The organism is Pseudomonas sp. P108 (assembly GCF_032613195.1).
Taxonomy (GTDB): Bacteria; Pseudomonadota; Gammaproteobacteria; order Pseudomonadales; family Pseudomonadaceae; genus Aquipseudomonas.
The window spans coordinates 903,129-927,439 of the sequence record NZ_CP126691.1; the positions used below are offsets into that span (position 1 = coordinate 903,129).

The window sequence follows — 24,311 nt, forward strand, 5'->3', positions numbered from 1 at the left end:
ATTGAGGTGTTTTTCTGAACCACTTGCGGTTGACTGATCTACCTGCGAAAAGTCCCCATTGGAGGTTTGCCCCTGATTCACCCGAGGCAAACCATTTCATGCGGATGAGGCAGGCTACAGGTAACCCAACTCTGCCAGTGATACACAGCCCTCACAGGCCACGACGATATGATCCAGCGTCCGTGTGCCAACCATATTGAGGGCATCTTTTAACTTGATGGTCAGCTCGCGGTCTGCCCGGCTGGGTTCTGGATTTCCTGAGGGATGGTTGTGGATCAATATTACGGCTGCTGCGTTGTGCTCTAAGGCCGTCTTGACAACCTCTCTTGGGTACACGCTGGCGCTGTCCAGGGTGCCTCGAAAAAGCTCCCTAAAGGCAATTACTCGGTGCTGGGTATCGAGCAGTAGCAAAGCAAAGACTTCGTAGTCATGGTATTGCAGTAGTGTTTGAAGATGACCAAATACGTGTCTGGGTTCAGTCAACGCTCGGCCTTTAGAAAGACGACTCATAGCGAGTTGTTGAGCCATCTGCAGAATATCAGCTTCGGTAACTGGTGAATCCATGACGTAAGTACCGGATTTTTCTCCGGCCCTGAGTTTATGGTATTTCATTAATAAGCTCCTGGTTGCAGGTGCATGGAGTGAATCAGCACGTATAAAAAACTTGTAGTAATGAAGGTGCGGATTCATCCGGAAGTTGGTCTGTTTCTAGTTGCGAAAACTGAATGTGTATCCGCAATGTAAGCACTGGTGGTTATCTAGAAATTTCTCATCAATTTGTTCTCCGATCGCTGCTCCAGCAATACCTCCTGCCGCGCCTCCAAACAGTCCGCCGAGAATTGCTCCAGCAATGCTGCCGACAGCAATACCTACAGGACCTCCGACGACCCCGATTGCAGCACCTACTTCTGCTCCAGATAAGGCGCCAGCAGCACCACTGGCTGCACCGCCTACAGAGCCGATAACACCACCAGTTTTTCTTCCAGCGTTTATTGTTGCTACTCGATTGGATTTACAATTTGGACATTGGGTATACATTCAAAAATCCTCACTATTACACGCGTTAGGGGTTAATGGAGCGCTCTCGTTGAGCGTTCATTTACGTGATATAGGTTTGAAATTTTTTTGAATGAGGTTCAGAGCGGATTTGCTGGGTGTTTTTATATAAAAAAAGATCGAGGAGCTGCTTACTTAGCTATTTCATAGGGCGAATGTCGTTGTTGATGGTCGCGTTGAGCATCAGGCCGTGACCTGTCTATAAACAGCACAGGTTTTTACGTGTTTTGCTACTTTTTAGCTGCTTTATCAGTACAAATGGCTAGGTATGTGCCTGAGAAGTTGTCCTGTGCAAACAACCAGCATTTTCTAGCAATATTGAGCAGCCTATCCTCCGCTCCCATGGATGGTGGTGCAGACCTTCGTAGAGGTGGTGACGCATAGCCATATCGGATTAAAGTGATGGCCTTTTGCTGCTCTATATCGCAGAGCTGAGCGTTCAGACCTGAGGGAATCGTTTATGCAGGATGCGGACTCGTTGAAGCCCGGCTTCATGATTATTCACGGCAATCGCTTGGACGATTTGCGTGAGCTAGCGGTAAGCTGGATGCAGCGCTACCCGTTGGCCCCGTTGGAAAATGAAGTCGTGCTGGTGCACAGCAACGGCATTGCTCAATGGTTGAAGCTGGCGCTGGCTGAAGATCCTAATAATGGTGGCTGCGGTATCGCCGCAGCGTTGGATGTGCAACTTCCTGCGCGTTTCCTTTGGCAAGCCTACAGGTCTGTATTGGGGGCTGAGACGACTCCAGAGTCCTCCCCGCTGGACAAGGCGGCACTGAGTTGGCGACTCATGCGCTTGCTGCCTCAATTACTAAGTAAAACCAATTTCAGCAGTTTGCGGCGATTCCTTCAGGAGGATGACGATCAGCGCAAACTCTACCAACTCTCCGAGCGGCTGGCGGACCTGTTTGATCAGTATCAGGTCTATCGTGCCGATTGGCTGGAGGATTGGGCGGCCGGGCGTGATCAGCTAAAGCACATCAAAGGCGGTGTGAAACCGCTGGATCCCGATAACCTGTGGCAAGCGGAGCTGTGGCGGGAAGTATTGGCGGATGTTGGCGAGGGCGCTCTTGAGCAGAGCCGCGCCGGTGTTCACAAGCGCTTTGTCACACACCTGCGTGAAGCAGGGCAGGCCCCGACTGGGTTGCCTCGGCGTGTGGTGGTGTTCGGTATTTCGTCTATGCCGGCACAGGTTCTCGAAGCTCTGGCCATACTCTCGCGCTACAGCCAGGTGTTGCTGTGTGTGCACAACCCTTGTCGCCACCATTGGGGCGATATCGTCGCTGACAAAGACTTGCTGGGCCATGCCTATCGCCGCCAGCCAAACAGAAGCACATCTATAGCGGCGAGCCAACATGGCCAGCCATTGCTCGCCGCTTGGGGTAAGCAAGGTCGCGACTACATCAATTTGCTCGACCACTATGACGAGCCGACTAGTTATCGACACCTGTTCGAGGGCCTGAACGGCGGACGTATCGACCTGTTCAATGACGAGCCACCTTCAAGCCTCCTAGGTCAATTGCAAAGCGACATTCTTGAATTGCGTCCTTTGGCTGAAACCCGCGAAGTATGGGGCCCTGTCGATGTTGCACAGGATCGTTCGGTACGCTTTCACGTGGTCCACAGTGCGCAACGTGAAGTGGAAGTGCTGCACGATCAGTTGCTTGCTCGCTTCAGTGCCAATTCTGAGCTAAGCCCGCGTGATGTGATTGTGATGGTGCCGGACATCAATGCGTATGCACCGCATATCGAGGCCGTGTTCGGTCAGGTGCCGCGTCATGACCCTCGTTATCTGCCCTTTACCCTGGCCGACCAGGGGCAGCGTGGCCGCCAGCCATTGCTGATCGCCCTCGAACACTTGCTCAAACTGCCCCATAGCCGCTTCGCCGTCAGCGATATTCTCGACCTGCTGGATGTGCCGGCGCTGCGGGCGCGCTTCGGCATCAAGGAAGCGGATGTGCCGATCCTGCAGCGCTGGATCGATGGTGCCGGTGTGCGCTGGGGACTCAATGCGCAACAGCGCGAGAGCCTGGACATGCCCGCAGGCCTTGAGCAAAACACCTGGCGTTTCGGGATGCGCCGCATGCTGCTGGGCTACGCAGCCGGCCAAGGGCCCGAGCTGAATGGCATCGAGCCTTACGATGAAGTGTCCGGGCTGGAGGCGGCATTGGCAGGGCCTTTGTTGACCCTGCTCGATCACCTGGAAGTCGCCCGCGAAGACCTGCAGCAGCCAGCGACACCGGTGCTCTGGGTCGAGCGCCTGCAATCGCTGTTGAAGGTGTTCTTCCGTCCGGTGGGGGATGGCGAAGAATTACTGGTCAACCAGTTGCTCAAACTGCTCGATGACTGGCTGCGCACCTGTGAGTCCGCGCAATTCAACGAGCCTTTGCCGCTGAGCGTGATGCATGAAACCTGGCTATCCGGCATCGAGGATGGCGGCTTGTCGCAACGTTTTCTCGCCGGTGCGGTGAACTTCTGCACGTTGATGCCGATGCGTGCGATCCCTTTCAAAGTGGTGTGCCTGCTGGGCATGAACGATGGCGATTATCCGCGCCAACAGTCGCCAGTCGATTTCGATCTGATGCGCAACGATTACCGTCCCGGCGATCGCTCGCGCCGCGAGGATGATCGCTACCTGTTACTGGAGGCCTTGTTGTCGGCCCGGGAACAGCTGTATGTCAGTTGGGTTGGCCGCAACATCCGCGACAACAGTGAGCGCGTACCTTCGGTACTGATCGGGCAACTGCGTGATCACCTGTCCAGCGGCTGGCGCTTGGCGCAGCCTGGCAAATTGCTGCATGCCTTGACCCAGGAACACCCGCTACAGCCTTTCAGCGCCGCCTACTTTGCCGACAAGCCGGGGCCGGACGGGCTGTTCACTTACTCTCACGAATGGCGTGAGGTGCATGATTCGCCAGATCAGCAGCCATCGGAAAACCTGTTGCCAGCACTCGCCCAAGACACGCCTTTAACCCTGCGCCAACTGGCCGGGTTTGTGCGCGATCCCGTCGGGGCGTTCTTCCAGCAACGGCTCAAGGTCAACTTCGACAATGACGAATTGACCAGCCGCGACGACGAAACCTTTCAGCTCGACGGCCTTGAGAACTGGCAGCACCAGGACCGGCTCAGCCAGGCGCTCAAGCGTTGGGTTGAAGAGGATTATCAGCCTGAAGGCGCCGGGGCTGAGCTTGATCTGCAGCTTCAGCGTTTGCAGCGCGAAGGCAAGTTGCCGTTGGGTGGCTTCGGCACGTTGAGCGCATCGGCCCTGGCCGAGCCGCTGCCGGATATGCTCGAGCGTTACCACGTGCAGTTGCAGGCGTGGCCGGAGGTCGAGGAGGGCCAAACCGCCGCAACGATCGCCGCTCATGAATCGGCCCCGGGATTGAGTGACTGGCTGGGCGGTATTCGCCGCAATGCCCAAGGTGAGCGTGCCTACTTGCAGCTGGACAGCAAGAAGCTGTGCAACGACGACAGTTGGCGCTGGCACAACCTGGTTCGTCCCTGGGTGCGCCATCTGGCGTTGCAGCTGAGTGAGCCGGGCTGCACCTCGATTCTGGTCAGTTTGAATGGGGACGTGGTGTTCCGGCCAATGGCCCCGCAAGAGGCGCAGACGCAGTTGAAATCGCTGCTCGAGGCCTGGGTGGCGGGCATGCGTGAACCGCTGCCGATCGCCTGTAAAAGCGCATTCGCCTGGCTCGAAGAAGCGAAGGAGGGCGGGGAAGACAGCGACTCGGCGTCCGAAAAGGCCCGCGAGACGTTCGAGGGCGGGTACATGCGCTCTGGCGAGGCAGACAGCTCCTTCGCCTTGCGCCGTGCGTACGCGGATTTCGACCAACTGTGCGCCTCCGGTCATTTCACCTCATGGGCCAAGCGCCTGTATGGCGGCCTGTTCAATCATCTTTCTTCGAGCCGCGCAGGGAGCGACCAATGAATCCGCTGAATCTGAACCCCCTCGACTTTCCTTTGCATGGCAGCCGACTGATCGAAGCGAGTGCCGGTACCGGCAAAACCTTCACCATCGCCTTGTTGTACGTGCGCCTTGTGCTGGGTCATGGAGGCGAGGCCGCCTTCAAGGATCAGCTGACACCTCCGCAGATTCTGGTCGTAACCTTTACTGATGCCGCGACCCAGGAACTGCGCGACCGTATTCGTGCGCGCTTGACCGAAGCGGCGCTGTGCTTCCTTGAGCCTGATCACGAACACGACAATTTGCTGGAGCAACTGCGTGCCGATTACCCGCCGCAGGAATGGCCCAATTGCGCGCGCCGGTTGCAACTGGCAGGTGAGTGGATGGACGAGGCGGCGGTCTCGACCATTCATGGCTGGTGCTATCGGATGTTGCGTGAGCACGCCTTCGACAGTGGCAGCCTGTTTACTCAAACACTGGAAACCGACCAGAGCGAGCTGCTGGCGGAGGTGGTCAGGGATTATTGGCGTCGGCATTTCTATGCCTTGTCACCGGCGCTCTCCAAGGTGGTGGCCGATTGCTTCAAAACCCCGACTGATCTACAGAAGGCGCTCAGTCCTCTGCTATCGCGGGCAGACGCGGAGTTCCGGCAGGCAGGGGCATCGATCAGCGCTCCGGCACGATTGGATGCGCTTCTGCAGTCCCCTATCGATTGGGAGCAGCGATGTGTTGCGCTTGAGGACCGTGCCAGAGCTGAGTGGTCGCGAGATGTCGCCGGGATAAATACGCTGCTGCGTGATGTACGAACGAAGTTGAGCGGAAAATCCTATCCAACCAAGACTCCCGAAACTTTCGAGCAGATGCTTGGTGAAATCGCGAAATGGAGCCTGGGAGACGAAGCCTGTGCTCATGTTCGCAAGTGTGGGCAAACCCGGTTCAGTGTGAACAAAGGCGGCGTTGTCAGCGTGCACCCCGCTTTTCAGGCCATCGATACGTGGGTCGATCATCTGGAGTCAAAAACCGAGGTGCGCGCGCAACTGCTGCTGCATGCACTGCGTGAGGTGCAATGTTCGTTCAATGCCGAGAAAGTGCGCAGGGCGCAAATCGGTTTCGACGACCTGCTCAATCGCCTTGACCAGGCCTTGCAAGGCCCATCGGGCCCGCGTCTGGCCGAGACCATTCGCAAGCAGTATCCGGTCGCCCTGATCGATGAATTCCAGGACACCGACCCGGTTCAGTACCGGATTTTCGAAACCATTTACCGCATTCCCGACAACCTGGGTGACTGCGGCCTGTTCATGATTGGCGACCCGAAACAGGCGATCTATTCCTTTCGCGGTGCGGATATTTACACCTACCTCCAGGCGCGAAAAGCCACGGCTGGCCGTCACTACACACTGGGGACCAACTATCGTTCCACCGAGGCGATGGTCGAGGCGGCCAACCATTGCTTCCGCTACGCCGAAGCCCAGCCTCGGGGCGCGTTTCGGTTTGCCACGCAAGATCAGGACAACCCGGTACCGTTCATCAGCGTCCATGCCAATGGGCGCGACGATGTGCTGCAGGTCATCGGTACGAATCAACAGGCCCTCACGTTCTGGCAGCTGAAAACCGAGGGTGTGATCAATAACGCCACCTACTTGCGTAAAGCCGCTGAAGCTTCGGCGTCGGCGATTCAGGCCTGGCTTGATCCCGCTGCAACCCAGCGTTCCGGTTTACTGAAGGGCAACGGTGAATTCGTTGCTCTGCGGCCCGCCGATATCGCCATTCTGGTGCGCAATCGCAAGGAGGCCGAAGCCATCCGTAAAGCCCTGGCCCATCGGCAACTGGCCAGCGTCTATCTCTCCGACAGAGACTCGGTCTTTGAAAGCGAAGAGGCCAAGGACCTTTTGTATATCTTGCGTGCGTGCGCTCAACCCACCAGCGATCGGTTGCTGCGAGCGGCAATGGCGACCCGCAGCGTCGGGCTGACATGGCAGACCCTGGAGCAATTGAATCAGGATGAGCTGTTCTGGGAACAACAGGTTCTGCTGTTCAGGGATTTTCGCGTGTTGTGGCAGCAACAGGGCGTGCTGCCGATGCTGCGAAAACTGCTTGCCACGTTCAAGGTCCCGGCCCGTTTGCTTCTGGAAGACCAGGGGGAGCGTCGCCTGACCAACCTGTTGCACCTGGCCGAGTGGTTGCAGCGCAGCGCCGCCGAACTCGATGGCGAGCATGCGCTGATCCGTCATCTGGCCGAGCAGGTGGATGGCCAGAGCGAAGAAGAAATTCTGCGCCTGGAAAGCGATTCGGACCTGATCAAGGTCATCACCGTGCACAAATCCAAAGGCCTGGAATACCCCTTGGTGCTGCTGCCGTTCGCCTGTAGCGCAAGGGAGATCGATGGCAAAAGCACAACACCGCCGATGTTTCACGACAACATGGATCTGGTCATCGAGCTGGCCAAAGGTAAACAGGCCGAGACGGCACAAGGGTGTGCCAACGATGAGCGCATAGGCGAAGAAATGCGCCTGCTTTACGTTGCCTTGACCCGAGCCCGTTACGCCACCTGGATCTGCGTAGCGCCCAAGGGATTTAAGACCGGAGGAAAATCGACAGATCTGCATAAGGCAGGCCTGGGTTACATGCTGGCGGGTGAGAAGCCGATAGCCCCAGAGAGTCTGCCCGGCGTGGTCGAGGCACTGGCCTGTGGCTGCCCGGACATTGAGGTGTGCGCAGCGCCAGCACCATCGGAAAATGTCCACACGGCACCCACTCCACCACCGGTGGGCCCAGCCTTGCGGCCCTTGCACAAGCTCGCGGCAAATTGGTGGATTGCCAGTTACTCGGCCTTGGCCATTGCCGACGGATATGTCCTGATGGGGGCGGAGCCGGGTATCAGCCTGGAGCCGGCGACCGCGCTGGAAGCCAACTTGCAGGAGGAGGACGAAGCTGAAGCCTTGCCGGCAGGGGCCGGGATTCACGGTTTCCCTCGGGGCGCAGGACCTGGCACCTTTCTCCATGGACTGTTCGAATGGGCCGGTCGCGAAGGTTTTGCCAAGACCGCTGGAGATCCGATCACCCTCCATAACACCGTTGCCCGACGCTGCAACCTGCGCGACTGGGAAACCTGGATCGAGCCACTGTCCGCCTGGCTGGGCAGCTATCTGAATGCACCGCTGCGGTTCAACGGTACCCAATGCAAACTCTCGACCCTGAGCACCTATCAGGTGGAGATGGAGTTCTGGTTTTCCAGCCGGTCGGTGAACGTTCAGCGCCTCGATGCACTGGTGCGTCAATACACGTTGGGTGGTGCACCGCGCCCAGTACTGGCTGCCAACGAGTTGAACGGCATGTTCAAAGGCTTCATCGACCTGACGTTTGAACATCAGGGTCGCTACTACGTGGCGGACTACAAATCCAACTGGCTGGGCGGCAACGACCAGGCCTACGACGCCGAGGCGATGGCCGAGACCATGCTGGACAAGCGTTATGACCTGCAGCTGTGTCTGTACCTGCTGGCCTTGCATCGCCAGCTCAAGCTGCGCCTTGCCGGGTATGACTACGAACAGCACATGGGCGGGGCGGTGTACCTGTTCGTCCGTGGACACCAAGCGCCCACCCATGGTGTGCATTTCGAACGACCGCCACGGCAGTTGATTGAACAACTGGACCAACTCTTCATGGGCCAACACGCGGAGGTCAGCGCATGAGCCAGACCCTTAAGCAGCTGAGTAACAGCCAGCGCAACGTTGATCACCCGCTGTTGTTCGTTGGCGATGCCGACAGCAGCGAGCTGCTGCATCAACTCGACAATTGGGTGAACCGAGGCTGGTTGCGCGCACTGGATCGCTCATTCGCCACCTTCATACTTGAACAGGATCCCCAGGCCCAGGCCAGTGTGTTGCTGGCCGCCGCGATGACCAGTCATCAACTGGGTCGCGGGCATTCCTGCCTGGATCTGGTCGCTACCCTGCAAGCGCCTGACTTTGTGTTGTCGTTACCTCCTGAAGGGGAGGAGGGCGGCCAATTACCGTCGCAATGGTTGCTGGGCCTGGATGTCGCGCAATGGCGCCGGGCGTTGTGCTTGAGCACGATGGTGGAGGATCGGGACGAGCCGCAGCGATTCCCGGAGCGGCCGCTGGTGTTGACCGGACAGCGTCTGTACCTGCGTCGTTACTGGAACTATGAGCGCAGCATTGCCCAGGCGCTGAGCGCCCGTTTGAGCGTGGACGCGGTAACACCGGAGAAACTTTCCAGTCGGCTCGATGCCTTGTTCCCTGACACCTTCGAAGTTAACGGTGAAGTCCGTAGCGACTGGCAAAAAATTGCCTGTGCGCTGGCGGCACGAGGTAACTTCAGTGTCATCACCGGCGGCCCCGGCACCGGCAAGACCACCTCGGTCGTGCGCTTGCTGGGGCTGTTGCAAACACCGGCCGTGGAGGAAGGGAAGCCGCTGCGAATTCGTCTCGCCGCCCCCACCGGCAAGGCAGCAGCACGCTTGTCCGAGTCCATTGGCAAGGCCGTCCGTGAGCTGCCGGTCAGCGCCCCGGTGCAGGAGGCGATCCCGACGGATGTTTCCACATTGCACCGTCTGTTGGGCAGCCGACCGGATTCGCGCAACTTCATTCACCACCGGGATAAGCCACTGGAGCTGGATGTATTGGTGGTCGATGAAGCGTCGATGATTGACCTGGAAATGATGGCTTGCTTGCTCGATGCCTTGCCTCGGCAGGCGCGCTTGATTCTGTTGGGTGACAAGGATCAGCTGGCATCGGTGGATGCAGGCTCCGTGTTGGGCGACCTTTGTCGCAACGCTGAAGCCGGCGGCTATAGCGAGCAAACAGTGGCCTGGCTGGAAGCCCACAGTGGCGAGTCGGTCAGCGCTCCGGGGTTGCAAACGGCAGTCGGTGCTGGCGATCCGCTGGCCCAGCAAACCGTCATGCTGCGCTACTCCCGACGCTTCGACGCCCAGCAGGGCATTGGGCGTCTGGCCAAACTGGTCAATGAGAAAAATGCCGCCGAAGCACGAAGCCTGCTTGATCAGCAATTGCCTCAGCTGTTCAACCTCAAGTTGCGAGGCGAGCATGATGCCGCACTCACCGAGTTGATTATCAACGGCAAAGGCGATGCTCCTGGTTATCGCCATTACCTTGAGCAGCTACGAGACCAGCGTCCTGCGAAAGACACTCCCTGGGACAGTGCCCTCTGGGCCGGTTGGGCTGGCAAAGTATTGGGCGCGTTTGATGAGTTCCGTCTGCTCTGTGCGCTGCGTCGCGGGCCTTGGGGTGTCGAGGGACTGAATCAACGAGTGGCCGCCGAACTGCGCCGCTGTGAGTTGTTGTCGGGGGACCAGGGTTGGTACGAAGGGCGACCGGTACTGGTCACCCGCAATGATTACAGCCTGAGCTTGATGAATGGTGACATCGGCATTGCTCTCTGGGTGCCGGGTCCCTCCGCAGAACGGGTTCTACGTGTGGCCTTCCCGCGAAACGATGGCAGCGGCGGCGTACGTTTCGTGATGCCGAGTCGGCTGGTGGAGGTTGAGACCGTTTTCGCCATGACGGTGCACAAGTCCCAGGGGTCGGAGTTCAACCATACGGCTCTGGTATTGCCCGATGCGCTGAACCCTGTGCTGACCAAGGAGCTGTTGTACACCGCCATCACCCGTGCCAAGCAATGGTTCAGCCTGGTCGAAGCCAGTCCGGGCGTATTTGAGGGGGCGGTGAGTCGCAATGTGCAGCGAACCAGTGGGCTGTCGCTGCAACTGCAAGATGAGCTGGCAAAACTTCAACGCACCTGTGTGGGTGCGTTCAGGCATTTGTAGCCTGGGTACTGGGCTTCAGCGGTGACCTTTGCCATGGCAGAGGTCACCGCTTGAACCGTGATGGTGAAGTTGGCTTGGGGGCCGGCGGTGGCAACCACACGTTGCATGAAGGCTTTGTAGGTTTTCATGGCGCTGTCCTCGATGGCGATGGGATTACGCTGCTTCACCGTTGCCGCGCTTGCTGGTGATCTTTACCGCTCGACCGAGCGCGAAGAGCACCATGTCGATGTTCACCACGAATCCAGGTTCGGCATCCTGACGCTCTTTGAAGTGCTCGCAGAGCCAGCGTTTGTAGCGTTCGATGCAGGCGACATCCTTGTCCCAGTTGATCTTCTTGCGAATGGTCTTGATCTCGGAAAAGTCTGGGTCGTTGATCTGCTCATAGAGTTCGAAGGCACGAAGCACGTGCTGATCGACAATGGATTCCGAGCGATCAGCCAGGTGCCGACCGAACTGTCTGAATACCTGGCCTGGGCCGTTAGTCAGCGATGTTGGTCTGACATCGGCTGCACCTTTGATGATGTGCGCCACCTTTTGCAGGTCGCCGTTTTTCCAGACCAGGGCGTAGAGCAGCTTTTCCAGAGGAGTTTCCAGTTTGGCGCTGAGGTCCGCATGCAAGCGAAGATCGTTGCCAACCTTAGTCATGAGGGAACTGATGTCGTGGTCCGTCAACTTCAACTGCAATTCTGGGTACTTGTTGCGGTCCATCTGCCATTTTTCCAGCAGGGGATCGGACGTCAGTATCTTTTTCAGGTCGGACACTTTGTCGGCGTTCAGTATCTCGGTGAACGTGGTTTCCACCAGCTTCAGGGCTTCCAGATTATTCAATATCGCGTTCTCTCGTGGGGTCTGATACAGAGCTTGATTCACTCGTGCGACAGATCATGTCGCACTGCGTCAGGGCTCGGTATTTTTTGGAGTCGAGTGCCAGCGGCAAGGTTGTCGCGAACAGGGCAGTCGAAAGGGACCGGTATCAGTCATACAGCCAGGGTTTCAACTCCTTTAGGTTCCCCACCACGATCTGTTGCGCCTCTGGTTTCGGGTCCATGTTCTTTGGATCAATCTGATAGCGCTGCAACACATACTTGACCAACGCCTGGCGACAGGGAATCTGTAGTCGCCCATCGACCATCCCGAAATCCTCCTGGATTATCGCTTTTTGCATCACCGTCAGACGCTCATCGGGTTTGATGATGACGTTGACTTCGCTATTCCACTGGTCGTCGTCCGAGAGGCCATTCTCGGTCTCGCCGTCCATCAGTTCAGGAACCCCACGCAGTCGGCTCAGTACAAAGTCCCGGTACTCGCGGTTTTTTTCGCAGTAGGCGCGCACATGCCAGCGCATGCCTGTGTAAACCAGCGTATGCGGTGCGATGGTTCGCCCTTCAGGCTCGGGGCTGTTGAGCGAAACGTAGTCGATGTCTAGGCGTAGATGCTCCCGGCAAGCCTTGAGCAGTGGGCGCAGTATCTCGACCTTGATCGAGCGATCCGGCACCTCCAGCACTTTGGTATGGGCGTAGGCCAACGCCAGCCCCTCAACGTGTGGCGCTCGGGCATTGTTCTGGTAAAGCAGGTGCAGGTAGGCGCTGGCACTGTCGTCGATGAACAGGGGCTTGAACTGTTTGCCCGGCACGTACCCCTTGATGTGTCGATCATATGTAAGGTTTTTGGGCGCATGCTCGGTGATGTAGGTATTGATGTCCTTTGACGCCTGCTGGCGGCTGATGCCGAAGCTCTGCATCAAGTGCACCGTGGTCAGTCGGCCTTCCCACCAGGCGACGGTTTCAATCAGTCGATAGCGAAGGGCGAGGTCCCAACGGACCTGCGCGATGGTTTGCTTGCGTTTCATGTCGCCTCCATGTGAGTGAATACTTTACCTGTATAAGTCTACATTCTGGACGTGTCGTTTAACACTACATATCGTGACTCTGGCAAGTTTGGAGTTGACGAGATGAGGGACATGTTTATGGATGGATTGGATTGGATAGCGTTGGTAGCGATGCTGATGCTGTTGATGATCCTGCTGATGCTTCTGGTGCAGTATCTGCAGACTAACAAAGCCTGGAGATTGCTTGAGCATTGGCATGCGACGACGAAGGAGCGTCAGGCGCGGCTGAACTGGCACGCCGAAGAAAATCGCGAGTTGAAATCGGCGCTGCGGGCAGAGAAGGCTCATGTGGAGCAGCTGCAGCGCAAGGTGGAAATTCTGCAGGCATTGTTGCCGTAAGTGTGAAGTGGGAGGCCTTGATTCAAGGTCCTCGTGAGTGGCGCCGATACGGTATGAACATCAGGAGGAATGCATGCTCGATTCGCTGGATATTTGCAGGCTTCTGGAAGGCCATGGTTGCAGCTTGAAGTACAAAGGGAAGGCCTACGCTAGAGGCTATGTGCACCCGGCGCTTGAGTACCCGCTATTCGTCAAGCATAAAGCTACCGGCACCGTAGGACTCCAGCCATTGGTTTTGCACCCGGCATACCGCAAGTCAGTGCATTGGGAGCAAATCAAGGCATTTACGCAGGGCGCTCCCAATGAGACCTATAAAAGCACCAGCCTGGAAGTATTTCCGCTCGCGCTGGGCTCAACCAGCAATACCGGTATTGCGGTCAATTTGGAGAATGATGAAGACTTGCGCAGCCTGTTCGCAGTGCTTACCGGCGAATCGACGGCCATCGAGCAGCGATTGGAAGATGAATTCAGCCTGATTGAGTTATTCGAGCAATCATCATTTGTGCAGCAAATTGAGAGTACCGAGCGCGAAGCCATTATTCGAGCGCGAGTGGGACAAGGCGTTTATCGCCACGCTCTGCTCAAGCATTGGCAAGGTTGCGCCGTCAGCGGTATAGCGCTCGCTTCCATGCTGCGCGCTTCTCACATCAAGCCTTGGCGTGACGCGACGCATCCGGAGCGCCTCGATCCCTTTAACGGACTGCTTCTGACGCCCAACCTGGATCAAGCCTTTGACCAGGGGCTGATCAGCTTCACCGACGAGGGCGATATTGTTATTGCGCAAACCTTGACGACTGAACTGCAACTGGCACTTGGGATTAACCCGCAATGCCGATTGCGTAGCCTTCATGACCGTCATTTGAACTACTTGGCTTGGCATCGTGAGCACGTATTCAGTGGCTAGTCGCTCATGTTAATCGTTTGCCCGAAAGATGATGGGTCAGGAGCCCGTGTCACAGGCTGGATTCTCCTGGGGTTGGTGTAACTTCGCATGCAAATATATAGCAAAGACGGTATTGGGCGCGGTCGCCCAACAGGACAATAAGGAGCATGGCTTGTGGCGGTAGATCTGAAGGATGACGCAAATCTCAAGGCAGCCTGTGAAGCAGTGTTGGCTCAGCATCGTGAGTTGTCGTGGTATCAAAACTGGTTGAAAAAGCTGTCGGAGTTCCTGCGCAAGGTTCAGGACGCCGATCAAGACGAGTTTTGCAGCCCCGCGTTTCAGGAGCAGCTATGGGAAAGTGAGGTCATCACTAAAACGGGCATGGGAACGGTCAAGGTGTCCGAGGTAATCGCCGACCCTCTCGTCGCCAAATGCCTTTGGAGTATTCGGGCATCGCTTAAAACGGGTGATGCTCACCTTCATGATCAAGTGCTCAAGGAAGGCTGGCGCGAGTTGAATCAACTAGTGGCCCCACCCCTTGTACGGCGCAACCCTCGGCTTAAAAAATATCGTCTGTTCGCCGCGCTGTGCCCAACTGAACTGACCACGCTTGCGCACTATCCGAAATTGCGTACTTTGGCGTCGTTGATAGGTGTGGGAGGCGCAGAGCGTGAGCTTTCTCTGCATCAGAGTGTGCTTGAGCGCCTGGACGATGTTTTGGGTAAGCGGGAAAAAGGACTGTCAACGCCGTCGCTGGAGCGCATGACTCTGCCTTGGCTGCTCTACAGGAAATTCGTACAGGAGCAGGAAGCCGAAGCCACGGAAATCGCTGACCCCACAACAGGCCAGGAGCGCTTGAATCCATTACCTGCTGAGCGTCGCCGCCGAGGCATGCTCGCCATTGGTGGTGGTATTGCGACCATCAGGGCGATCATTGAGTTCGCCAAAGAAGGGTGCAAACGAGAAGACCTGGTGGAGCACATGCGCTCGATCAACCCAAGTCACGCGACGTCGAGTATCCGAACGCAACTCAACTCACTCATTGCCGAATGGGGTGTTCTGCGTGCTCAAGGCGACGAGATCCATCTGACGCCGCGAGGTGAGGGACTGCTGGAGACTGGCGAGCCTGATGAAGTATCGGACTGGCTGCTGACCCGCGTTCTTGGGTTTGATCACATGCTCTATGCATTGCACAGCGGTCCAATGTCCGTCAGTGCGTTGAATGAAGCGTTGAGAAAGGTAAACACCGGGTGGACCAGCGATCGGGCATTGACCAGTCTGACCTTTTGGCTGCGTGCGCTGCAATTGGTCGAAACCCGTGCAGACAAACTGCAGCACCTGACCGAGCTCGGTGAGGCCTGGGCAGCGCAAATCCACTGGGAACCCCAATCACTTACTCCAGACCCTGGGGCTGTTTCAACCAGCGTGGTGCCATCCATTGGCGAGGCTGTGCCGTTCGAGCGCCCCTCGCTGGAAACCATCCTGCGTAGTTTTCCCGAAGATATCGCCTTTCCGATCAGCCTGGTGGCTCGTCTTGATGCAGGACTCTGGAGTCATCCGCGCCGCCATTTTGCTGTCCTTACCGGGCTCAGTGGCGCCGGTAAAACGGTACTGGCTCGGGGTTATGCGCTGGCGTTGCACGAGGGGCAAAGCCAGCCATCAGAGGGACTGCTTACAGTCCCTGTCCAGCCTGGCTGGCATGATCCCTCTTGCCTGCTGGGTTACGTCAATCCATTGAATAGCGAGAGCTACGTACGCACGGCATTCGTCGATTTCCTGCTTAGGGCCAGTGCCGACTCCGAACGTCCATATACGGTTGTGCTGGACGAAATGAACCTGTCGCACCCGGAGCAATATCTGGCACCGCTGCTTTCGGCCATGGAGACAGGTGGCCACATTGAGCTCCATGCTCAGGATAACGACATCAGCGGCGTGCCGGCGACCATCACGTACCCGAGTAACCTGGTGATCATTGGTACCGTGAATATGGATGAAACGACACACGGCCTGAGCGACAAGGTGCTCGACCGGGCGGCAGTGATTGAGTTCTGGGAGATCGACGTTGAAGCGTTCCCCGGCTGGAAAACCAGTGCTTTGCCTGAGGCGAAAATTACCAAAGTCCGTGATACGCTCAAGGGGCTGGTCAAGGCCTTGCGCCCGGCACGCCTGCATTTCGGCTGGCGCACCATCCACGATGTCATTGGTTACATCGAGCAGGCCGGACGCGGCGGTGTGATTGATTTTGATGCGGCACTGGATCAAGCCATCTACGCCAAAGTCCTGCCCAAACTGCGCGGTGAAGACACACCTCGGGTTCAGGCTGCCTTCGCAGACAGCCGTACCTTGTTGCGGGATATGAAGCTGGAGGATTCGGCAACCAAAGTCGGCGAGTTGCTGGATGATTTGCGTTCTTTGGGTTCCGCCCGGTTCTGGCGCTGAAACATGGCGATTATCCGATGCGTTGACAAACAAGGCAGCATGTTTACCGTCAGCCCCGAAGCTTTGGCTTCGGGGTTCATGGAGCGCGGCACTTACTATTTCGAGATTGTCCCCGAGTCCCGCTTGTTTGTTGATGATGAACCGTTGGAGAGCTCGCGCCATGAGGCATTTGATGCATGGCGATGGGAGCCGGGTTTTTATGCGGGCAAAGTCGTCGCTGAGTTGATTGATACTGACGGCAAGGTTTTAGCGACCTACCACTTTGATGTGGCTCCGGATCAAAACAAGCTCGGCGAGACTTCGTTTGCCGCGATGTTCGACGAGCTCCTTGCCTTCGATATACGTTTGCTGATGGGCAACGAATACGCCCGGTTGGAGGTGGGTCGTGAAGGTCTGACCAGCAACCCGCACCTGCAATATGCCCGACTGAAACGTTATGGCCCGGCGTTGTTGTCAGCGTTTACCGAAGTCTTGCGCAAGCCGCTGACACGGCTGCACCGAGAGCGAACATTACGGCCAGCGCATCAATTGCGTCGTATTGATCGCCAGACCCTGCGACGCGCCTTGCAAGACCCTGCGGCGACGGCGTTGCTCTATAACCTCGAACAGGCCAATACCAGCGGTGAGGTGTTGCACTTTGATGTGCCCACTGTGTTCGAGGACCTTGATAATCCGGCCAATCAGGCGTTGGCTGTTGTCCTTGGCGAAACCCTGCGACGCAGCCGTTACGTCATTGCCGCCTTGCAAAAGATCATTGATGGGGAGGGCGATACGGGGGCTCGCTCCGCGTTGACTCCTCGGCTTGGACGGCGGATTGAGTTCCTCGAAGGCTTGCACAGTGACCTTCGTAGAATTCAACGCAGGGAGCCGTTCTGCTCTCTGCGCCAGCCTCGAATTTCCGCTGCCGGGCTCAACGCGGTTTCCGCTCATCCTGCTTACGCTCGGGCCTATCGTCATGGATGGTACGTGCTGCGTCCTGGTATTGACGGCAGTAGCGAGGGAGAGCGCTTATGGATCAGCCCGACATGGGAGATATACGAGCGTTGGTGCTACCTCCAGGTGGTGGCCATGATGAAGTCGATCTATCCCGACCTGCAGTGGCGTGATCGTTGGCCCGGCACGAGTCTAGACTACATACGTTGTACCGGGCGAGGTATCGATACACAGGTCGATGTCTGGCTGCAGGTACACTGTCCAGCGTTCGACCAGCCAGCTAGTCACGGATTTTCCAGCATTTCCGGGGCGCGTTACCCCGACATTGTTGTCACCGTGGAAAGCCCGGCGGGGAGCTCGTTCCTTGTGATGGACGCCAAGTACCGGGTTGAGCGCAAGTGGGTGCTGGAGGGCATGGTGTCTGCGCATTTGTACCGGGACTGCTTGCGCTGGAAGGGCCGCAAGCCGGATTTATCGATATTGCTGGTGCCTCGTGCAGGAGGTGCTCCCTTGTTGGAGACGATGACGTACCAGAAAGCCAATGGGGTTGGCGTCGCGGTGCTGAGCGTTGAACACAACGGATTGCAAGCGGTGTTAAAACCCTTTGCAAGGGGCTGCACAGATTCAGAATCAGCGGAGCTTCCTAGGGCTGCAACTCCTTTGCCACTGAACTGAAACTTACGTAACGCTCAAAAAGGAAGCGCAATGACAACAATAATTACAAAGGCCCAAGCCGAGTTGGAGCTTGCACTCATGCAAGCCGAAAGTGATTCCATGGCCAGCAGCGATCTTTATATCTGGTTGCGCGAATGCGGACTGTCGCCCGAAATCGCCGTACGAGTCAAAGAGCTGGTCAACGTGACTCAGCGCATCGGTAACAAGGTTGTCTCCATCGGCAAGCTGATCGTAATGAAGTTGCGCGACTTCATCACGGCGCATAAGAACCTGGCCATTGGCACCGTATTGGGTGCCGCTATCGTTTCGCTGATCGCTGCGATGCCGTTGCTCGGTTCGCTATTGGCGCCCTTGGGGGCACTGCTTGGCGTGACGGTCGCGGCCACCGGTCATCAACGCGACAAGCATCCTGACGGGAACGGCAAAGGGGTAAGCCTGGAGGAGCTTCCGCAGCACCTGATCGAAATGGCCCGGACGTACTTTGACCTGTTCATTGAGGCGTTCCAGATCATCATGGCTGAATTCTCATCGGCGAAAACATCATGAGTCGGCCACCGAAGGTCAGCAAAAAGCAGCTGCTCAAGGTCATCGATGAGCTTGAACGAGCCCCCCAAGACCGTGTTCGCATCCTGGGGGAGGTGGGCATCAGCACGCTCGGTATCGGCCTCGGTGCCGCCGCAGCTGGCACTGTGGCGGGTATCGCGGGTGCGACCAGTATTCCGGTCCTCACGACGGCCGCCGGTTGGGTCGGTGTTACTGCCGTGGCGGCGACGCCACTAGGCTGGGCTCTCGGCGTTGCGGCGGCCGGTGGTGTTCTGGCCTACGGCGTCTCGCGCTGGATTTGCGGCGGTGCGATGTCAGAGGGGCGCAAGCAGGAATTGTTGTTGGTCTACCAGGAGCGGTTGGCCGAGATGGAGGCCAAGGAGCGCATGGGGGCGGTCACGCTGTTGGACAAGTCCGGTTTTATTTCGTCACTTCGTGAGGTGATCGAGAAAGATGTCATCAGTGCCGATAAGGCGCTACGGCTGATCGAGGCGGTGGAAGGCGGAAAGTTGGCGTTGCCTGAGGCTTATCGATTGGTCAATGGGCTCTTGCTGGAGTAGTGCGCGCAGGGTGCAGTCCTCAGCAAAGCGCCGATGAGTCATCCGATCACGACACGTCTTGTCGCGCTTCGCCCTCATGCTCGCCTCATCAGCAGGACGAATGGTTTACACCGAACCGAACCGCTTGAGTCAGGCAACCATAAGGGACCGCAGCATGAAAAATCTGTTCGCAATTATTGGCGTCATCGTCGTTGTAAAAAAAGGCTACGAGTTCTTCCGTGAATACAACGAGATGAAACAGGAACTGGACAAACGCGCCGGTGATTCGGCCTGACGCCGTGCAGCGTCGACGATTTCATTTTTCTACGACTGACGGGTTATCTCCATGCCTTGGCCGCCCCATCCCTTCACATTCACCTGTCCCCAATGCCACTGGAAAAAAACAACGGTGCCGCCCAGCGATGCGCTGCGTGAGGGGATCGACTGGTTTTCCATTTGCCCCTCATGCCGACACACTGCATTGGATGTACGGCCGGCTTCTCGGCTGGAAATTTTCAAGGCCAGGCTGGCGCGACCGTTTCGCTAGAACCCGCAAAGTGCATTGATCCGCCAGTCTGGAGCCCTCCTGGCGAGTTACACCAGGCTCGCCTTGCCTACCTCATGTTCATACGCTGCAGCCGCCCTCCGCAATGTGTCTCCCATTTGCTGGCGCAACTCCGGCGGTTCCCGCACGACCAACGAATCACCCAAAGACAAAATCCACCAGTGCAGCTGCCAGGTATTGTTGACGGTCGCCTGCACCTGAAAACCATCCGACAGCGCCTCCAGCACCATGTCCGTGCTCAAGGGCGTTTCACGAATCATCCTTGCCTGGTGTTCGCTCACCCAGGCCTTGAGCCGGATCTTCTCCGGTTTGCCAAACTGCAAGGCGTCGGTGGCCAGGTAGGTTTGCAGTTCGAACGTCTCCAGCCCTTGGCACGGAGTTTCGAGTACCGTTACCGCGCGAAAGCGATGCACCGCGAACTGACGGACATCGGTATAGGGCGCAGCGGTGGCGATGAGATAGGTGATCAGCCCACGCTGGACAATCGCCAGGGGGTTGAGAGTCAGTTCACTAAGTTTGTCGGTGTGTGCCGAATAGTACTGACAATGGACTTGCTGTTCGCTGATCAGGGCGTGTTGCAGTGCTTCCAGCGTTTCTGCCTGGATTTCCGGCGCTCGAAGATTGAAATCCGGTCGAACGCTCGCCACTTTGTCGGGCCAGCGGGCAGCGGGGTTGCCGTCTTCGAGGCCTTTGAGTTTTTGCCGGGCATGTTCGAAACGCGGTTCCAGCACGCTCAACATGCTGCCCGGAAGGAGCGGGCGCACGGCATCTTCGACCAGCGCCAGACTTACGGCTTCAGTCAAGGTGATGCCCTGCAACTCGACGCTCACGCCCGGCTTCCAATACCAACCGAAGGGCGTTCCTCCATCGTTGCACTGCAACGGAAACACCAGGGACAGGTCACGCAGGTCGCGCTCGATGCTGCGGCGGCTGATGGAGTAGCCTGCGGTCGTCAGGCGGGTCAGCAACTCACTCACTGTGATACCAGGGGCGCGTTTGGGAAGCTGTTGCAACAACTCCCATTGACGACTCAACGCGGTATGGGTCTTGGCTGATGGCAAGAGAAATCATCCTTGTAATATTGAAGCTGGCCTGTGGCTAGCGAATTTGCCGGGTTGTCTGCCTATCGGCGACAACCCGGCAACCTTTAGTCTGGTTAATGTATGAAACCGATTGGGCGCTGTTGCCCGGCGGATTTGAGTCGGCACTCGGCCAGCAACGCCCCCGCCAGCTCGTCGGCACTGGCGAATGGCTTGAAACGCCCACGGCGCGCCACTGCCGCAAAGTCACCCGGGGTCAGATGCGCCTCACCTCGCAAGCGATTGGCTGCGCTGTGCTGCGGGTCTTTCAAGGCCAGCGCTTTCAAGTGTGCGGCAAACAACGCCTGGGCCTGGGCGGTGACCAGGTAACCGAAATGTACCTTCAGATCGAAGCGCCGCAAGGAAGCCTCGTCCAGGTCTCGGATCAGGTTGGTCGAGGCAATGAACAGCCCTTGATAGCTCTCCATTTGCGTGAGCATTTCATTGACCGCGGTCACCTCCCAGCTCTGCCGCGCCTTGCGTCGGTCCTGCAAAAAACTGTCAACCTCATCGAGCAGCAGCACTGCGTCTTCCAGTTGCGCGCGCTCGAAGGCGCCCGCCAGATTCTGCTCCGTCATTCCGACATAGGGTGAAACCAGGTCGGAGACGCGCTTGACCATCAACGGCTTGCCCAACTCTTGCGCCAGCCATTGGCCAAAGGCAGTTTTACCGGTGCCTGGCGGGCCGTAGAAGCACAGGCGTGCCTGGGGATGGACGCGCAGTCCGTCAACCAGACCGTCAAGAGCGTGGTCGGCGTTGATCCATTGCGGTGAGTAGAAGGTGGGCAAGCTGCTACCACCGTCTTGTTGCAGCTTCTCGAGGCCCTGTGCTTTCAGCGTGCCGTCGACGATGCAACGGATCGTCGTGTCCAGCGTCTTGCTGGCACGGTTTCCTACGCTGCGGCCTACTCGTACGGCTCGCTCCAGCACCGCCGGTGTCACCTGTTCATGGGCACTGAGATGCTCTATCAACTGATCACTCAACTTGCCCCCGCCACACTCACGGAGCATCTGCTTGCGCTGCGCCAAGGGCGGGTTGGGGATCTCGATCACCAGATCGAAGCGACGTATATGTGCAGCGTCGATAGCCTCAATGCTATTGCTCAACCAGAAACACGGCAGCGCATTCTCCTCCAGCATGCGATTGATCCAACCCTTCTGCGAGCGACTATGAGCGTCGGTGCTGGCGGTTTGAAAGATGTCTTCGATCTCATCCAGTACGAGCAGGGCCCGTTGCGAGCGCAGCACGCTATTGGCCGCGCGCAGGGAGCACAGACGCTGTTTTGCATGCACGGGGTCGCCATCGCTGTCCGTGCAGGCCACTTCATAAAGCGCGCTGCTCAGGCTCTTTGCGAGCAGTCGACTGAGCTGAGTCTTGCCGGTGCCTGGCGGACCATAAAGCAGAATGTTCACGCCTTGACGGCCCTGTGCCAAGGCTTTGGCCAAGTAGCGTTCGGCGATGTTCAGTGGCTGTTTGATGTGTCGGTAGTGCTCCAGGCTCAGGCTGCCTGGCGGACTCAGGCGGAAGGCATAAGCAAACAAATCCAGTGATGTGCCTTTGCTGAATCGCAGCAGGCCGGGAAGCTCCTGATTACTCACCGATAACATCGAACTCAGTGCTGTTGAGGCGCGGGAATTGCTCCCCACCTCCAGCAAGCCCGCCCGGATCAGGGGGCTATTACTCGCCAGGCAGGCCTCGACCTCGGGGAGTTGCAGGCCCAACAATACCGCGAGGACTTTCATGGCACGGTTGAATCCCACCATGCCCAACTGATCGGTAGCATCACAGAGCACCGGGTCGATATGCATCAGTACGCAGAAACCCAGTACCCGCAACTCTGCCTCTTCCAGTCCCAACAATGTCCCCAATGCCTCCAGATTGCTCCCCAGGCGATCCGGGTAAGGTGTATCCGGATTGCTTGCCTCGAAAGCGCGAGCGGCTCGACGCAGGGCCGACAAGGCTTGCGGTGGGCTGTACTCGTCTCGGTCTACCCATTTGGTCAGGCCAACCTCACGGGCCAGATCATCATCGTTGAACCCGTGTCGACTGATTAAATTCCGATGCCCCCCCAGGTCCAGCAGCAGTTGGAAACTCCACTTCAGCGAGAGTGCACAAGTGTCGGCAGCGCGGCGGCTGTCGTGGGCGAAGGGGGTGAGTCGGGTACCCATGCTGAATCTCCTGATGCTGTGGAGGAGGCAGGATGGGATGAGGGCTGGTCAGAATGTGTCGTGGTAACAGTGGTCAGTGAGTGTTCAGGCTCGACACAATCTGTCGTGCCTGACTCTTAGTCTGGAATCCACAAAATGGACCAGAGAGGGATGAGCAATGCTGAAGAACGTGCTGGCAACAGTGGGTCTGGTCGTGGTGCTCAAAAAGAGCTTTGATCTGTACCAGAAGTACAAGCAAATGGAACGAGAGAACGATATTTGGCGTAAGGCAGCCACTGGCGGGGATTGATTCCCTTTCCACTCAAGCCTGCACGACCGGATAGCATGCGTCCCCCCAGAGCGTGTCGGGATTTTCCAGCATCAGATGGATGATTAACGGCACCAACTTGCCAAGCAGCTTCCCGCAATCGCGCAATTGTGGTCGGTTGATACTGCTATCCCAGGTCGCACCGCCGTGCATGATCTGATTGCGCAAGGTGTAGATGCGATTGAACAGCACCGCGAGTACATCGGCAGTATCGCGTTGTGCCAGAGCGGACTGTGCTCTGCGTCGGCCGTCGGCGAAACGTTCGCTCCATTGTTGCTCGGTGATCTTGCCATTCTGGTGATCCCAGAAGCTCTGAAAAACGTATGGGTTATCCAGCAGCACACGGATGCTTCCGGAAAACTCGGACCATACCAGCGTCTCTATCTGCCGCTCGCGATCTAGATCGCAAAGCTTGCGCAGAAAGGCACGGAAGGTTTCCTGTTCGGATAACCGATAGTTCTCGTCGATGTCAGTTGCGTAGGCGGCGTTGAAGGCAATCCACAGGAAAACGAAACGACCGTCGGGATCATCAGCTTGTTCGGCGCGTTGCAACCAGCTCAAGGACCGATGCACACGCAATGTCAGGTTGACGTGATGGTTGTCGCGTTCAAGTCGGTGGCGCGCCTTGAGGGTTTGGTAATCCATGAGATTGACTCTTCAGGAGAGATTGAATGGGGTGTGTCATGGTTTGTGGCCATGCCATGACGCTGACGGTTGCACCTGTTTATGCTGAAGCCTTACCCCAAGCGGGACCTGTAGTAAGGCTTCCCGGTCAGATCAGGAAAACCACTGCTTCAGTGTTTCCTTCGCCTTGGTCACGTGTTCTGCCTTGATATGAGTAGCGGTCGCTGCCAACGCTGCGCACAACACGCCGATGTCGTCGGTGTAGCCCACGATTGGCGTGATGTCGGGGATGACGTCGATCGGAGAGATGAAATAGCCGAGCGCACCATAAATGGTGGTTTTTGCCCAGGTGGGCGTGTCTGAGTCGGTTGCGGCGTAGTACATCTTCAGTGCGGGTTCTAGTGCCGCCTCGCCAGCGGATTTCGCATAGTTTTTAACTTTGTCCCAGAACGAGTCGTCTGAGTAATCCTTTTCAAATGCGTTGTCTGACATGGGTTTCTCTCTACGGTCATTGGTTTTGACGAGGGTTGTGTGATCAAGATGGACGGTGAAGTGGTTTT

19 protein-coding genes are annotated in these 24,311 nt (G+C 57.4%); 10 read left to right on the top strand and 9 right to left on the bottom strand.

Annotation, left to right across the window (positions count from 1 at the left end):
- Positions 1-114: 114 nt before the first annotated feature.
- Together radC and QOM10_RS03810 are read right to left on the bottom strand one after the other, a co-directional pair.
- Positions 115-612 carry a RadC family protein gene (gene radC / locus QOM10_RS03805; RefSeq protein WP_316917615.1) on the bottom strand — a complete coding sequence of 166 codons (498 nt, stop codon included), beginning with the start codon at positions 610-612 and terminating at the stop codon, positions 115-117.
- 96 nt (positions 613-708) lie between these two features.
- Positions 709-1,038: a hypothetical protein gene (locus tag QOM10_RS03810; RefSeq protein ID WP_316917616.1), complete on the bottom strand. Its 330-nt coding sequence runs from the start codon at positions 1,036-1,038 to the stop codon at positions 709-711.
- Positions 1,039-1,516: 478 nt separating this feature from the next.
- Here QOM10_RS03810 and recC point away from each other — a divergent pair, with 478 nt between their 5' ends.
- The 3 genes from recC to recD are packed head-to-tail and all read left to right on the top strand — an operon-like array spanning position 1,517 to position 10,769.
- Positions 1,517-4,987 carry an exodeoxyribonuclease V subunit gamma gene (recC, locus tag QOM10_RS03815; RefSeq protein WP_316917617.1) on the top strand — a complete coding sequence of 1,157 codons (3,471 nt, stop codon included), beginning with the start codon at positions 1,517-1,519 and terminating at the stop codon, positions 4,985-4,987.
- A complete protein-coding gene (gene recB, locus QOM10_RS03820) occupies positions 4,984-8,655 on the top strand; it encodes an exodeoxyribonuclease V subunit beta (RefSeq protein ID WP_316917618.1) in 3,672 nt (1,223 codons plus the stop codon). Before recC ends, recB begins: the two co-directional genes overlap by 4 nt.
- Positions 8,652-10,769, top strand: a complete 2,118-nt coding sequence (gene recD, locus QOM10_RS03825) for an exodeoxyribonuclease V subunit alpha (protein WP_316917619.1) — start codon at positions 8,652-8,654, stop codon at positions 10,767-10,769. The genes recB and recD overlap by 4 nt, the downstream gene beginning before the upstream one ends.
- On the opposite strand, the gene QOM10_RS03830 is transcribed toward recD, so the two are convergent.
- The 3 genes from QOM10_RS03830 to QOM10_RS03840 form a co-directional block, all read right to left on the bottom strand.
- Positions 10,733-10,897: a hypothetical protein gene (locus QOM10_RS03830; RefSeq protein WP_017528830.1), complete on the bottom strand. Its 165-nt coding sequence runs from the start codon at positions 10,895-10,897 to the stop codon at positions 10,733-10,735. The genes recD and QOM10_RS03830 overlap by 37 nt on opposite strands.
- A 25-nt stretch (positions 10,898-10,922) precedes the next feature.
- Positions 10,923-11,597, bottom strand: coding sequence for a hypothetical protein (locus tag QOM10_RS03835; protein WP_316917620.1), 675 nt, complete (start codon positions 11,595-11,597; stop codon positions 10,923-10,925).
- 145 nt (positions 11,598-11,742) lie between these two features.
- Positions 11,743-12,618: a helix-turn-helix transcriptional regulator gene (locus QOM10_RS03840; RefSeq protein ID WP_316917621.1), complete on the bottom strand. Its 876-nt coding sequence runs from the start codon at positions 12,616-12,618 to the stop codon at positions 11,743-11,745.
- Positions 12,619-12,735: 117 nt separating this feature from the next.
- On the opposite strand from QOM10_RS03840, the gene QOM10_RS03845 reads away from it, so the two are divergent.
- The 6 genes from QOM10_RS03845 to QOM10_RS03870 all read left to right on the top strand — a co-directional run bounded on the left by QOM10_RS03845 (position 12,736) and on the right by QOM10_RS03870 (position 19,029).
- The gene (locus QOM10_RS03845; protein ID WP_316917622.1) at positions 12,736-12,996 is read left to right on the top strand and encodes a hypothetical protein; all 261 of its coding nucleotides are present in this window, start codon (positions 12,736-12,738) and stop codon (positions 12,994-12,996) included.
- Between the two features lie 73 nt (positions 12,997-13,069).
- Positions 13,070-13,900, top strand: a complete 831-nt coding sequence (locus QOM10_RS03850; protein WP_316917623.1) for an HNH endonuclease — start codon at positions 13,070-13,072, stop codon at positions 13,898-13,900.
- A 153-nt stretch (positions 13,901-14,053) separates the two neighbouring features.
- Entirely contained in the window at positions 14,054-16,318 is a 2,265-nt protein-coding gene (locus QOM10_RS03855; protein ID WP_316917624.1) for a hypothetical protein, read from the top strand.
- A 3-nt stretch (positions 16,319-16,321) separates the two neighbouring features.
- Complete coding sequence (locus QOM10_RS03860) at positions 16,322-17,926, top strand: DUF2357 domain-containing protein (RefSeq protein WP_316917625.1); 1,605 nt, start codon at positions 16,322-16,324, stop codon at positions 17,924-17,926.
- Between the two features lie 99 nt (positions 17,927-18,025).
- Positions 18,026-18,472, top strand: a complete 447-nt coding sequence (locus tag QOM10_RS03865; protein WP_316917626.1) for a hypothetical protein — start codon at positions 18,026-18,028, stop codon at positions 18,470-18,472.
- Entirely contained in the window at positions 18,469-19,029 is a 561-nt protein-coding gene (locus tag QOM10_RS03870; RefSeq protein ID WP_316917627.1) for a hypothetical protein, read from the top strand. Before QOM10_RS03865 ends, QOM10_RS03870 begins: the two co-directional genes overlap by 4 nt.
- A 573-nt stretch (positions 19,030-19,602) precedes the next feature.
- Here the strand turns inward: QOM10_RS03870 and QOM10_RS03875 are convergent.
- Both QOM10_RS03875 and QOM10_RS03880 read right to left on the bottom strand, forming a co-directional pair.
- Complete coding sequence (locus QOM10_RS03875; protein WP_316917628.1) at positions 19,603-20,634, bottom strand: WYL domain-containing protein; 1,032 nt, start codon at positions 20,632-20,634, stop codon at positions 19,603-19,605.
- Positions 20,635-20,729: 95 nt separating this feature from the next.
- On the bottom strand, positions 20,730-22,820 hold the full coding sequence (locus QOM10_RS03880; RefSeq protein WP_316917629.1) for an AAA family ATPase: 2,091 nt from the start codon (positions 22,818-22,820) through the stop codon (positions 20,730-20,732).
- 157 nt (positions 22,821-22,977) lie between these two features.
- Here QOM10_RS03880 and QOM10_RS03885 point away from each other — a divergent pair, with 157 nt between their 5' ends.
- Positions 22,978-23,109, top strand: a complete 132-nt coding sequence (locus QOM10_RS03885) for a hypothetical protein (RefSeq protein WP_265068627.1) — start codon at positions 22,978-22,980, stop codon at positions 23,107-23,109.
- A gap of 12 nt (positions 23,110-23,121) precedes the next feature.
- Here QOM10_RS03885 and QOM10_RS03890 read toward each other — a convergent pair whose 3' ends face one another.
- Together QOM10_RS03890 and QOM10_RS03895 are read right to left on the bottom strand one after the other, a co-directional pair.
- Positions 23,122-23,772, bottom strand: a complete 651-nt coding sequence (locus QOM10_RS03890; protein ID WP_080520242.1) for a HEPN domain-containing protein — start codon at positions 23,770-23,772, stop codon at positions 23,122-23,124.
- Positions 23,773-23,904: 132 nt separating this feature from the next.
- The gene (locus QOM10_RS03895; protein WP_130910758.1) at positions 23,905-24,243 is read right to left on the bottom strand and encodes a YkvA family protein; all 339 of its coding nucleotides are present in this window, start codon (positions 24,241-24,243) and stop codon (positions 23,905-23,907) included.
- Positions 24,244-24,311: the final 68 nt, after the last annotated feature.

Excerpts from the sequence above, each read along its gene's own strand:
- radC (WP_316917615.1), bottom strand. The coding sequence starts at position 612 with ATGAAATACCATAAACTCAGGGCCGGAGAAAAATCCGGTACTTACGTC.
- QOM10_RS03810 (WP_316917616.1), bottom strand. The coding sequence starts at position 1,038 with ATGTATACCCAATGTCCAAATTGTAAATCCAATCGAGTAGCAACAATA.
- recC (WP_316917617.1), top strand. The coding sequence starts at position 1,517 with ATGCAGGATGCGGACTCGTTGAAGCCCGGCTTCATGATTATTCACGGC.
- recB (WP_316917618.1), top strand. The coding sequence starts at position 4,984 with ATGAATCCGCTGAATCTGAACCCCCTCGACTTTCCTTTGCATGGCAGC.
- recD (WP_316917619.1), top strand. The coding sequence starts at position 8,652 with ATGAGCCAGACCCTTAAGCAGCTGAGTAACAGCCAGCGCAACGTTGAT.
- QOM10_RS03830 (WP_017528830.1), bottom strand. The coding sequence starts at position 10,897 with ATGAAAACCTACAAAGCCTTCATGCAACGTGTGGTTGCCACCGCCGGC.
- QOM10_RS03840 (WP_316917621.1), bottom strand. The coding sequence starts at position 12,618 with ATGAAACGCAAGCAAACCATCGCGCAGGTCCGTTGGGACCTCGCCCTT.
- QOM10_RS03845 (WP_316917622.1), top strand. The coding sequence starts at position 12,736 with ATGGATGGATTGGATTGGATAGCGTTGGTAGCGATGCTGATGCTGTTG.
- QOM10_RS03850 (WP_316917623.1), top strand. The coding sequence starts at position 13,070 with ATGCTCGATTCGCTGGATATTTGCAGGCTTCTGGAAGGCCATGGTTGC.
- QOM10_RS03860 (WP_316917625.1), top strand. The coding sequence starts at position 16,322 with ATGGCGATTATCCGATGCGTTGACAAACAAGGCAGCATGTTTACCGTC.
- QOM10_RS03865 (WP_316917626.1), top strand. The coding sequence starts at position 18,026 with ATGGCCAGCAGCGATCTTTATATCTGGTTGCGCGAATGCGGACTGTCG.
- QOM10_RS03870 (WP_316917627.1), top strand. The coding sequence starts at position 18,469 with ATGAGTCGGCCACCGAAGGTCAGCAAAAAGCAGCTGCTCAAGGTCATC.
- QOM10_RS03880 (WP_316917629.1), bottom strand. The coding sequence starts at position 22,820 with ATGGGTACCCGACTCACCCCCTTCGCCCACGACAGCCGCCGCGCTGCC.
- QOM10_RS03885 (WP_265068627.1), top strand. The coding sequence starts at position 22,978 with ATGCTGAAGAACGTGCTGGCAACAGTGGGTCTGGTCGTGGTGCTCAAA.
- QOM10_RS03890 (WP_080520242.1), bottom strand. The coding sequence starts at position 23,772 with ATGGATTACCAAACCCTCAAGGCGCGCCACCGACTTGAACGCGACAAC.
- QOM10_RS03895 (WP_130910758.1), bottom strand. The coding sequence starts at position 24,243 with ATGTCAGACAACGCATTTGAAAAGGATTACTCAGACGACTCGTTCTGG.